This window comes from Asprobacillus argus (assembly GCF_032248395.1).
GTDB classification, from domain to species: domain Bacteria; phylum Bacteroidota; class Bacteroidia; order Flavobacteriales; family Flavobacteriaceae; genus Polaribacter; species Polaribacter argus.
In genome coordinates, this window is record NZ_JAVTTO010000001.1 from 485,602 (window position 1) to 498,597 (window position 12,996).

Annotated in this window: 9 protein-coding genes; all 9 read right to left on the reverse strand. The window is 33.9% G+C overall.

From position 1 onward, the window contains the following. Positions 1-6: 6 nt before the first annotated feature. Positions 7-1,647 (reverse strand): S8 family serine peptidase, encoded by a 1,641-nt coding sequence (locus tag RQM59_RS02145; RefSeq protein WP_349240412.1) that lies wholly within the window; start codon positions 1,645-1,647, stop codon positions 7-9. 7 nt (positions 1,648-1,654) lie between these two features. Then, positions 1,655-2,500, reverse strand: a complete 846-nt coding sequence (locus RQM59_RS02150; RefSeq protein ID WP_349240413.1) for an MBL fold metallo-hydrolase — start codon at positions 2,498-2,500, stop codon at positions 1,655-1,657. Positions 2,501-3,105: 605 nt separating this feature from the next. Next, positions 3,106-5,226 (reverse strand): DUF4114 domain-containing protein, encoded by a 2,121-nt coding sequence (locus tag RQM59_RS02155; protein ID WP_349240414.1) that lies wholly within the window; start codon positions 5,224-5,226, stop codon positions 3,106-3,108. Between the two features lie 113 nt (positions 5,227-5,339). Next, positions 5,340-6,662, reverse strand: a complete 1,323-nt coding sequence (locus RQM59_RS02160) for a glycosyltransferase family 2 protein (protein WP_349240415.1) — start codon at positions 6,660-6,662, stop codon at positions 5,340-5,342. Further along, positions 6,659-8,038, reverse strand: coding sequence for a TackOD1 domain-containing metal-binding protein (locus RQM59_RS02165; RefSeq protein WP_349240416.1), 1,380 nt, complete (start codon positions 8,036-8,038; stop codon positions 6,659-6,661). The genes RQM59_RS02160 and RQM59_RS02165 overlap by 4 nt, the downstream gene beginning before the upstream one ends. Before the next feature lie 28 nt (positions 8,039-8,066). Further along, a complete protein-coding gene (locus tag RQM59_RS02170; RefSeq protein ID WP_349240417.1) occupies positions 8,067-9,431 on the reverse strand; it encodes a nucleotide sugar dehydrogenase in 1,365 nt (454 codons plus the stop codon). Positions 9,432-9,633: 202 nt separating this feature from the next. Beyond that, positions 9,634-10,650 carry an HlyD family secretion protein gene (locus tag RQM59_RS02175; protein ID WP_349240418.1) on the reverse strand — a complete coding sequence of 339 codons (1,017 nt, stop codon included), beginning with the start codon at positions 10,648-10,650 and terminating at the stop codon, positions 9,634-9,636. 4 nt (positions 10,651-10,654) lie between these two features. Beyond that, a complete protein-coding gene (locus RQM59_RS02180) occupies positions 10,655-12,202 on the reverse strand; it encodes a hypothetical protein (protein ID WP_349240419.1) in 1,548 nt (515 codons plus the stop codon). Positions 12,203-12,280: 78 nt separating this feature from the next. Continuing rightward, the gene (locus tag RQM59_RS02185; protein WP_349240420.1) at positions 12,281-12,994 is read right to left on the reverse strand and encodes a LytR/AlgR family response regulator transcription factor; all 714 of its coding nucleotides are present in this window, start codon (positions 12,992-12,994) and stop codon (positions 12,281-12,283) included. Positions 12,995-12,996: the final 2 nt, after the last annotated feature.

Sequence of the window (12,996 nt, forward strand, 5' to 3'; positions counted from 1 at the left end):
TGATAATTATTTTCCATTAACCATTTGATCTGCCATCTTCAAGGCATTGTATGCATTCACAACTCTTCCAGAAACAGATAATTCAGAAAAGTTCACTTTTTCACCATCTGGTTTTTCTCTAGAAACTGAGCCAGGTCGTACCACTTCTAAATCGATTTTAGTTCCTGAATTCATCAAAACATGCTTCACCTGACTTGCAGACAATTGCGGATAATATGATCTAACTAATGCTGCCACACCCGCAGCAGACGGAGCAGCCATAGAGGTTCCGTTTTTGTAGGCATATTCATTTTCAGGAGTTGTTGAATATATTTCAACGCCAGGAGCAAAAACATCTACATTTATTTTCCCATAATTCGTAAATGATGCTGGTAACTTTTCATTGTAGTTCGCACTCATTGCTCCTACTGTTAAAAAGTTGTCGGCAATTTCATTTTTCATGTCTGGCGTATCATTAGGATAGGATACACTTACATCAATATCCTTACCGTCATTTCCTGCTGCGTTTACAATAAGAACATCATTTTTTTCTGCATATTGAATGGCTTCATATACCCATTCCTTTTTAGGGGAATATCCCTTTCCGAAACTGGTATTAATCACTTTAGCGCCATTATCTACAGCATATCTAATTCCTAGCGCAACATCTTTATCATACTCATCGCCGTCAGGAACAACACGAACTGCCATGATCTTTACATTTTTAGCGACTCCATTCATTCCTTTTCCGTTATTTCTTGACGCACCTATGATACCAGAAACGTGTGAACCATGAGATTCATCTTTTTCGGAATGACCAGATTTATTATCGCCATAAATTTTGGTTGCCATTGAGTTTTCATTATTGTTTAAAACCTTTCTGTATTCCTTTTTAATGGCTTTTTCCCCTAAAAGATCCTCTGCATTGCTAACCAAATCTGTTAATTCATCTATAGCTTCTTGCAAGGAAGTTAATCCAAGATCGAACATTTGATTTGCGATGGCCACACTTTGCGATAAAACTTGACTAGAGCTAACATCAATCTTCTTCAAATCTTCTTTTGTGTACTTTTTAGTACCTAACTTCTCAGATATATTATCATTTGCAAAATTCACGGCTTGCAATATTTGTCCAAATCTAGCTTTATTCTTAGACGCTTCTGCTATTTTCTTGTCGTACGCCATTTTAGCTTTACTATAGGTAGCTTTATCGACAATAGTCGAATCTTTTATAATTCGATACAGTTCAGCATTTTCTTTATAAATAGGGCCTAAAAAGTTCCAGCCGTTAATATCGTCTACAAACCCATTTTTATCATCATCAATCCCATTTCCTGGAATCTCCTTTGGATTAACCCAAGCCACATCTTTTAAATCTTCATGTTCTAGGTCAGTTCCAGAATCCACTACTGCCACTACAACAGTAACTCCCTTTTTATTCTGCACAAACTCATATGCCTTATCTAAACTCATTCCAGGAATAGAATCCTTTAACAAGTCTAAATGACCCCAACCTTGCTTTACATTTTCAGTTAGCGCTGCTTTTTTTGCCACTGCACTAATAGCAACTGGATTTCCTTTTGGTACCGGTAAATTACTTACTGTTTTGCATCCCGCTACTAAAATTAGCCCTGTCAGTAGATATGTTATCTGTTTTAAACTCTTCATAATCATTCTAGTTAAATATCTCATTAAATTTGTATGTTTCATTAAGTCTCACTCCTCGCTCTGTATGCTTAACGGTGCATACTTCTGAATACGCATCGTGCTCTAAGAATAAGAAGTATCCATTATCAGCAGCTTCATCTAAGAAAGTTGCCTTTTCTTTTATTGTTAATAACGGCCTTGTATCATATCCCATAACATATGGTAATGGAATATGCCCCGTTGTAGGTAACAAGTCTGCCATAAAAATCAATGTTTTCCCTTGATATGTAATTTTAGGCAACATTTGTTTCTCGGTATGCCCATCCATAAATAGCACGTCAAACCCTATCTCATTTGTGGGGTTTTGACCAATAAAATTCAATTGACCACTCTCTTCAATCGGAAGTATGTTCTCTTTTAAAAAAGATGCTTTTTCTCTAGGGTTTGGCTCAACTGCCCATTGCCAATGATTTGAGTTACTCCAGAATTTAGCATTTTTAAAGGCGGGTTCATAACCTGTTCTATCATTGTTCCATTGAATCGCTCCTCCACAATGATCAAAATGTAAGTGTGTTAGAAAAACATCCGTAATATCATCTCGATGAAATCCATGTTTCGCAAGTGATATATCCATAGAATCATCTCCAAATAAATAATAATAACCAAAGAATTTTTCAGATTGTTTATCGCCTAATCCAGTATCTATTAAAATCAACCTATTCCCATCTTCGATAAGCATACATCTCATACTCATGGAGATCAAATTATTAGCATCTGCAGGATTTGTTCTTTGCCAAATAGATTTTGGTACAACGCCGAACATTGCTCCTCCATCTAATTTAAAATTTCCGGTTTCTATTGGGTAAATTTTCATGGACAACAAATATGCAGAAAAAAGGTGACTTTTTTGTTAATGAAACTCTTAAAAAAGAAGTTGGACACTGGTATAATAAAAAAGAGCATTCATATGAATGCTCTTTTTTTAATAATTATAAAATTCCCCCAAATTTTACTATTTATTATTTTCTTCTATAAAGAAACTTATTTTTCTCCTTTTCTTGTTTTGTTTTCGTCCAGTTATGACTTCATTTAGACGAATGGTATTTTTTCTTCGATGAACGGTTTTAACTACTGTAAAGATTTAACCTATTTAATGTCCGGTTCTTGTACAAGAGTCAGATAGCTTTAAATACATTTTATATTCTGTTAATCGTAACTCTCTTTTCTTCTTATAGTTGGCTTTTGAAACTACATACATAATTCCTAATAACGCCGATGTAAAAAATAAGGTAAAAACTTCTAGATACAGATAAAAAATCACTTTTAAAATCATACTCAAAAATAGTTATCGTTCTAGTCTTTTATAGATGGTTTTCGTTCAACGACATAAAAACTTCGATGAATAGCACATTTCCTTATGTGTATTGAAAAGCGGCAAGCCCAAAGAAATAGTTCAATGGGCTCGTTACTCTTTCTTTCTTAATCATTAATTTGTACAAATGTGTCCGTCTCTAAAGCACTTGGGTTTGATGCTCTAATCTCAAAAATAGCATCGTTAAAATCATTATCTCCATTTGGTACTGTAATATCTTCAAATGCAATTACTATAGAGCTACATGTCTGATCATAGAAGATAATACTTTGTTGTCTTCCACTTAAATTGTATGCAATATCGGTGTGCTGAGAATAATATCCGTCTGTAATAGACCCATTCCTCCATCCGTTAGCAATTACAAAGAAACCAACCACTGTTCCTGGCTGGAACGTTCCTAAAAGCCTCATTGTATTTCCTCGTATCAATTCACCCCCTGAACCCTGTGCAGAAGCATTGGGGAAAATGACAATTTTATCTAATTGATCTTCACTAGTAGGAACATTTCCTTCTTGATAGGTATAATACCCCAATACATTTTTATATCCAGCTCCTTCATCAATAAATGTCATGTATAATTCTGTTTCTTCTGTAATACGAAGGTCTTTTACAGTATTTGCAAAATACTCAGGATGAGCAGTCATTGCGTTTTGTTGTTCGGGTAATACGTTCGCATAGATATTTGGCAACAACTCACTACACACTTCAACATCTTCTTCCAAACCATCTGGTGTTCCCATATTATTATACGTTGTAATCGTTTTGTATTCATCTTTTGTACGTTTTCTTAAGATCTTAAAACCTCCACCGCCTTTAGCTACAAAAACCCATTCGCCATCGGCAATAATATAGTTTGCAGATGCATCATCTTCATCCATATCCCAATGAAAGAACGGCATGATGTCTTCTCCTGAATTAGGGTGAGGTGCAATTGAAATTCCATCAGAACCATTGGCTGCATAGATATAATCTCCATCAGTTGATATTCCATTTGTATTTCCAACAACCAACATCGTTCCTTTAGATTCATTCAAGATGTTTCCATTTGTTATGTTTACCATAGCAATCCCATCTTTTCCTTTTGCGATATATAAATGCTTATTGTCTAAAGGTGAGAACTCCATAGTAGATTTCCCTCTATAGGTTTCCACCACATTTTGATGGAATATGGATCCAATATCATAAGAAGTGGTGTTCATATCATTTGTTACAGTACCTACTTTTATCGATGCATTATCTCCTGTCACCAAACTCACTACTCCGGAACCATTATTTCCTCCGTTAACAGCCACATATTTTGCATCGCTATAGCTTTCATGATCCAATGCAGATAGGCTATTTTTATTCAACAGAACCGTTCCTCCATGTGTTTTTCCTGAGGTAACATATAAATAATTGTTGGTTACTGCTATTCCATTCGCAGATGCCGAAACACCCGATCCGTCTATAATATTTGATAGATTTACTCTTCTAAAGCTCTCGGTAAAATTATCTCCTGTGGCTTCTAGTTCATATAGTTGCGCTCCGTGCGTTGCATCGGACATAGCCAACCATACTTTTAAATTTGAAGAGTTGTTGGTAAATCCGGATGTCACTGCATTGATATCTGAACCTGTAAACCATGCCTGACTTACAATACTTGGAAAATTAGCGTTGGATAAATCAATTATTTCCACCGCGCCTTTATGATTATTTCCTTGTCTATGATAACTTACATATGCTCTATTATCATTTAAAGTAATGTGCGTTGCACTCAACGTTACTCCTTCAATTACCAGGGGAGCAACTTCGGCCACATGTTCCCAATAATACATTTCCTGAGTTCCATTTACATCAGATCCATTTCTGTCTGTATTCAATCCGCTAACCAGTGGCTCTATGGTAGCAGTTCTATTTACATACGTAATTCGACTACTTAGTGCACCACTATTGTTATTGATCTTGTAAGGAAGTTCTGGGGCTTCTACTGTTTCTAAAGTGTCAATATCCTCTAACTTGGATTGGCATCCTATAATTGCAGATACAATCAACATTTTAGCCATTAAGGCTTTAGAGTATTTCATATACATATTATATTCTATTCGTTTTATTTTTCTTGTTTTATTCTTTGCGAATTGTACCAATCTGATCATCGCATAAAATGCTATCATCGATACAATTGCAATACCTGCTATTTCTAGAAAGCTTTGACCGCTTGGTTGTGTTAATAATTTTAGTAACATGTTCATTGTTTTTTAGTTATTAAATATGCAACTAAGCTACTATGAACACTGGGTTTTTGAGATCTCTTTTCGTCAAATAACGTTGTTCTATAGATGAATGGAATCGTAACGTTATTCGTCTATAATCCAGCTCGTTTCGCCTGTATAGATGACTTGTAAGGGTTCCAAACATCTTCATAAGATCTCTTGAAGAAAAATTCTTTGTAATATGCTATTGTTCTAACAATTCGAAGATATGTACCTGTGTATATAGTCATTAAAATTACATAAGGCCATAAGTACAATTCTTCCTTTCTTCTTTCCGAAAAAACATAAATACTAAACATTTGCACATAAGACATTACAAAGTATAATGTAAAGTTCATAGGGATGATGAATTGCAGTTGACTACTATAGTTGACCATAATATCAATAATATATATCCACCACATGAGGTCTAATATTACATTGTAAAAAACATTCTCGGCAAGTGAAAAGAAGTTGAGCCAGTTAAAATTCGCATTCGGGAAGTATACATCTTTGTGTTTTCGAACTCTAAATCGGATAATGGATTTATCCCATCGCAACCTTTGCTTGGTTAGTACTTTGAATTTTGAAGGTGCATTGGTCAAACACACTGCTTTAGGTTGAAAATATATTTTATATCCCGATTTTCTAATCTTCACTGTAATGTCTCCATCTAAACCTGGACCAATATCCCATCCTCCGATGCTATCAATCACATCTTTTCGAAAAGCACCAAAGGCTCCTGAGATAATTTTATAAATGCCTAAATATGAAGTAACGATTCGCCCAATGGAAACAGTTTTTAAATATTCTATTGCTTGTAACTTTGCACATAAACTATCTTTGTAGTTCCTCACTTTTACATTTCCTCCTACAGCACCGATCTTCTCATCCATGAAAAAAGGGAGTAATACTTGCTCAATGGCATCTCTATCAAAAGAACAGTCAGCATCTAAATGTACAATGTATTTTCCTTTGCTGTAACGTAACGCTAAGTTTGCAGCAGAGGCCTTTCCTCCCCTCATCTCATTTCTGATGAACATATCGATAAGTCCAAGTTTTTCTAAGTTCTTCCCAATAATCGGTGTTTCGTCGTCAGAACCATCGTCTACAATGATCAATTCGAAATTGCTAAAAGTTTGTTCTGCCAGTGATCTTGTTAATTTGTATAGATGTTTCCCTTCATTTTTTCCAGGGATAATAACAGAGACAAAAGGGTTTTCTGTAAACAATGCAGCCTTCGCTTTTTTAAACTTTTCTTCTCTAGATTTTCTTGTCAGTTGAAATATTCCTGCAATGATATAATCGATGATAATATACCTTGTGAATTCGAAAATCACAAAGTACCAGAATACGCGTAAAAACTTTTGGAAACCAACCACGAACCAATAGTTAACATATTCTGGCATTATATCATGTGTGCTTAAAAAGATCATGCGAAATATTGTTGAATAGCATCTGTTGGCTGGATTTTATGAGTTACTATTTTTATGATTTGCTCTGTATCGGCCAAATTATCTGATAGAAGTTTAGACAAGTTGTATTGTATATTCTCTAATCTTTCTAGTTGATTCTCTTTCGTCTCTGGTAACATTAAGTAATATTTATTGAATCGCTCGGCCGAGAGAATATCTGCTTCTCTTAAATACGATTTTATAATATCTCCTATTTCTTTGATCAGTGCCTTCTTAACATCTACATTTAGCAATTGTAATTCGTCATTCTGGAATTCAATCTTTGCAAATATGCTATGTCCGTTGGTAGATTTTATTCTTTGAACTTCTTGATTAAGGATAATCTTAAACAAATTTAGGCTTAAACTTCCTTTGTCTATAGAAGTTACATTTCCCGATATATAATTTTTCTTAGACTCAAACAATAACTGCTCTCCTTTTTGAGTAATCATATAGGATCCCACTGCCTTTTCTAGTAACTCATCTAGCTCATTCTCTGTTCCACAGTCCAGACATAATGCATTCATTCTTGCATTTTGAAACTCATGACTACAGGTATTACATGAGTAAATAGTAGACGGCTTATCGTAATCGATTCCTATATGTCTTAAATGCTTATCGCATTTAGGGCATTCCAACCCATCTTCTACCTTAAAGTCTTTTTCTGGAGCAACGTGTGCACATACAAAATGGTGTACCATATCGTGAGCTTTGATGTCTATCGAGTCACATTTTGGACAGCATTCTCTGAAATTCAAGTAGTTCCCTGAACAACCTTTACATAAGTGTACATAATCTTCTAACCGGAATGACAGATAATTCAATTGCTTTGCTTTTTCCAAGTTCTGCAACAGTGGTACAACTTCGGTATCCTTATAAAACAAAGAAATGAACGGAAACTCGTAGCCTATATAACTTTTTCTACTTGGCTTAGGTTGTATGTCTACATTTCTGGTATAACTGTACGCTAAAGTTTTGAATTGAATAAGTGTGTCATGCGCCACTAATTTTGGTGCAGTTACCTTTTGAATCCTTTTTGTAATAGTTACCACTCTTTGCATATAGGATCCTAGCTGGGTAAGCTCTATAAGGCCATCAGAATGAATCACTATTTCTTGTGGTAATTTATAGACACTATTAATAAAGATCGGCAACAAGCTTGTCTGAATATTGTCTTGGGTTCTTATATGCATTAAGATCTCTCTCGCATGCAAAACACTATCTGTATCTACTACAAACCCATCTAGATACTCTAGTGATTCTTGTCTTAACTCGTTCACATGAGAGACTAAAAGAAGAGAGTACCCTTCTTTGATGATCTTTCTTGAGTTAGCATTATGTTTTAGTAGATTTAACACGGTTATACTTTTTTAGTTTTGTTATTTCTTATAGAGACATATAAATATTCTCTGGAAATTGGTCTTTTTTATTTCCTTTTACATCGAAAATCACAGTTTCTTCATCTCCATTCTTTAGGTGATCATAATATGCCAAGTGGTTAAAGTTCTTGTGATCTACTGCTAACATAATAGCATCGAAATTTCCTACTGGTGTTTTTACTACATCAATACCATAATGCCTTTTTACTTCATCAGCATCTACCAATGGATCTTGTACAACTACTTCATATCCTCTTTTTATTAGCTCCAAGCACAACTCCGCAGTTTTAGAATTTCTGATGTCATTTACATTTTCTTTGAAGGCAATTCCTTTAACTAATACAGAAACTTTTTCTCCTCTAAATCTCTTGCTATACAATCTTCTTTCTAACTGCATTGCAATATGTCCAATCATACTTTCATTGGTAGCTCTAGCCTGCTCTAAAAGCCTTGGTGTAAACTTGTGTTCTTTAGCTTTACTAATTAAGTAATAAGGATCTACCCCGATACAGTGTCCTCCTACAAGCCCTGGATAATACTTATGGAAATTCCATTTTGTTCCTGCTGCTTTTAATACATCTTTGGTATTCACATCTAAGACACTGAAAATTTGTGACAATTCATTCATCAAACTAATATTTACGTCTCTTTGGATATTTTCTACCACTTTAGCTGCCTCTGCTACTTTAATACTTGGCGCTTTATGAATACCAGCTGTTACCACAGACTCATATACTTTCGCCGTTAAGTTCAATGCATCATCATTACTCCCAGATACTATTTTTTTAATCGTTGTAAATGTATGTTCTGTATCTCCAGGGTTAATTCTTTCAGGTGAATATGCCACTGTAAAATCTTCGTTTAGTTTTAATCTAGAAATTCTCTCTAAAATTGGTACACATACCTCTTCTGTACATCCTGGAAAAACCGTGGATTCAAAAACAACACAATCTCCTTTTTTAAGATATTTAGCGATCGTAGCTGTTGCCGATTGCAATGGTGTAAGGTTTGGTTTCTTTAAATGATCTATTGGTGTAGGTACTGCTACGATATAAAACTTTGCTTCTCTTAAAATCTTGTCATCTGCAGTAAAACTGATATCTTTTCCGACAAACTCTGAAGCGTCTAATTCTTCACAAGGATCTTTATGCTGTATTAATTGTAATACTTTATCTTTATTAACATCAAAGCCCACTACTTTAAAAGTTGAAGCCATATGGACTGCAAGTGGCAATCCAACATACCCTAATCCTACTACAGCAATATTTTCGGATTTATTTTTTAGCTTATCGAAAAGTTGACTTTTCTTATATGCTAATTTTGGAAATTGATTAATCTTAACTTCTGCTGGTCTGTAACTTGCTAGATTCATAATATATTGTTTTAAAGGTTTATCTTTCTTTATACTGCTAAATTAGCGCAGAGTCCTTGTATGTAACCAGCTTATTAGCTCGTAATACTTGTTTTGTAGATAAATGGGATTCAAGTTTAGACGAATGGTTTTCGTCGATACGGCTATTTCTATTGCCTTCATAAAAAAACCTCAAGAGATTCTTGAGGTTTTTGATCGAGACTTATAATTTGCCAATCTTAACTTTAAGATTCAGCTTGTAGAACTTACCCCATTCAGGGACTTGCTCTTTATCTAAAGGGACTATTTCTGTCAATATATTTCTTTCGGTGGGTTCATACTTTTTCTGAAATTCGGTAGGTGCTTTATACGTAGATATGTATAGTTTATTTATGATTCCTTCTGATATTGTTTTGTCAGGGAATTCAACTAAAACGATACTTCCTTTTTTTACGTGCGCCAGGTCCTTTAAGTCAAAGTAGGCTTTTATAAAAACTTTTTCTACATCATGAATAGTCATTACATTTTCAGCCTTGTAACAAGACTCTTCACTGTTTTTTAATATCTGACCTACCACTCCTTCAATTGGAGATATATAAGAGTTTCCGAAATTGCCCCCTCCAACACTTATCGTCGTATCCGGGCTAATATTTTTTCGCTGTAGCCTTAAAAAATATAATTCATTTTTCAACAAATTGATTTGGTTTTCTAACAACATCTTCTGCTGAATGATCGCATCTAACTTAACTTTGGTATATACATCTAGTAAAATAAGTTTTATAGCTTTTTTCTCCTGCTCGTTCAAAAAAGCTAATCTTTCTTTTAAGCTTTTTAGTTGTAGTCTTTTTAAATAAATCTCTTTGATAAGATCTTGAAGGTTCGTGTACTGCTTTTCCTTTCTGTCAAAATTTTTCAAGACCAAAGATGCGTCACTGTCAAAATCATCCTGATAATAATTAAACAATCTGCTACCCACACAAACAGTATCTCCTTCATTAATAAAGATCTCTTTTACCCTAATGTCATTCGTAAAATTCACATCAACTTTCTCCATAAGCATTTGCCCATTTCCCTCTATCCATACTGTTTTATTGTATACAAAACTTAATAACCAAAAGCATAATGCTAAAATAATCAGTATAAAAAGTATCCTGTCTAAATTCAACTTCTTCTTTTTAACCTTCGGCTCTTTTAATGTTCTAATAATGGCCTTCCCTTTTGTATAACTAAATTTATTCATAACGCTATATTTTTATTCGTTGTACTTCTTGTCGTATGTACGTATCTAAACGTATTCCTTTTACAGAATCAACCAGAACAAAAGAGATATTTTTCTTCTTTAATTGTTCTTGTATTGATTTGTCCGATGATAGCACCGTAATATTTTTAATCTTTTTTGCTCTTAAAAATGCCAGTTGAAACGCTAAAGAGTACTGCTCACTTTTCTGCAAACAAAAAACCTCTTGGTTCCTCTCAATTTCGAATTGGAACGGTTGTACAAAATTTTGAATTTCAATTGATTTATTTAATTCAAATAGGTGCGCTATTACCTGATACAATTGTCTTTTTAGTTGAAGTGTATTTTCAAGAACTTTAAATTGTTCTTCTACTAACTCCAGTAATAATAGACCCGTTTCCGCATTGTTCAATTCTTCTTTTAATACTTTCAGAATCCGTATCCTTTCCTCTAAAATATGCCAGCTTTTATATTGATTTTGTAAATCCTTTAACTTTTCGTTGTACTCACTTACATAGGTAATTGAGTTATTATATTTCCCTACAGATTTGTCAACTTCTTGCGCTTTTAAGATCTTGATTTTAGTTTCTATGATCTTTTTTCTGTGATTGAATCTAATCGGCGCACGAAATCGAATTCCTACAGATGGAAAAAATTTATGTGTATTTGTAGAGTAATTATAATTCTGAGTTGCATATAGTGATAAATTCAAGTCATTCATCGGGTGATGTTGTAACCGTACGTTCTCTTCTTTAAAGTCTATTTTTTCTACATCTTGAAAAATAGCGGCACTATCTAAAACTATTTTTACCAATGGGAGTTTCGTAACGTTCATAAAATGAACTGAGACACTGTCAGTGATCATCTCATTTTCTTTCGATAGTATTTTTTGTTGCGATTTTATTACCGCTATTTGATTGCTTACTTCAATCAGTCTTTCTCTTTTGATTAGTTTTTGAAAATACATACTGTTGAGCACATCAAAATATTCATTCTCAAATACCAAAAAGCTCTCAAGTAATTGCAGTACCTCTTTATTCAATATAAAATTATAGTCGATTCTAAATTGCCTTCTCCATAGTATCTTTTGACTTCTTTCACTTTCTATATTTAAAACTTCAATATCATTCTGAAGTCTTTTTGCTCTTAATCTATTGTATACGTATCCCATCTTAAGGATATTCCATTCTAACTCCCCTCGAACACTTCCTTTCAAATAATTTTGGGTCTCTTCTTCAATAGCATCTCTAAAGTTGTATCTGGCGGTTGTCTTAAAAACGAGCCCAATATCCTTTTTATATTGTTTGGATTGCCATTCTTTAAGTTCACTTTCAAGAAGATTTACATTTTTATTTAATGCAGTCGGGTAGTAAAACTGAATATCATCTTTATCTGTAGGTACAGATGGAAATACTAGGGACTCTTTCGTTTTTGCAAATAGTTGTTCTGCTTCATCAATAATAATGTCTATTGATTGTGCATAACTAGTAATGGATACTGCAAGAAAAAATATGCTATGTAACTTCCTTAGATTCATGACAGTAAAAGTAGTCATGACCCTTCGTTTTGGTCAATTTAAATCGCTCGAAGGGAAATCAAGTTAGACGGGAAGTAAGTATTAATAGATAAAGTGTTATAGCAAGTTCAATCTTTTCATTAATTCGCTTCGATTGGATCTACTAACTGGGATGATGTCTTGCTTAATTAGCACGCTATTATCCTCAATATCAATAATTTTGGACAAATTAATGATATAAGATCTATGTACTTTCAAGAATGTCTCATTGGGTAGTTTGTCTTCAATTTTCTTCAATGTAGAGTGAACGATATGGCTCTTATCATTGGTTTTTATCTTGATATAATCTCCTTTAGCCTCAATAATGTTGATGTCAGAGAAACTAATTTTTACCAATCTTCTATCTACATTTACATATAGTTCGTCTATACTCTCAGTATCTGTATTTGCTTTAGAACTATCTTGTTGATTTGGCATTTTAAAGTTCTTTAACTTCCCTATAGCCTTGTCAAATCGTTCTTTTGTAATTGGTTTGACCAAATAATCGACCACACAATCATACTCAAATGCATCTAAAGCGAAATTTCTATCAGAAGTAGTAAGAATGATCTTAGGTGGAGATTTCAATGTTTGAATAAAATCAAATCCCGAAAAACTAGGCATATGAATATCCAAAAATATGGCATCGATTGAAGCATCAGAGTTTAAGAATTTCATGGCATCGATCGCATTAGAAAATTCTTCAACAATACTTATACTGTCAAACCCATCACAGAGTTGACGTACAATTAATCTTGCAGTTGCATCATCGTCTATTATTAAACATTTCATCG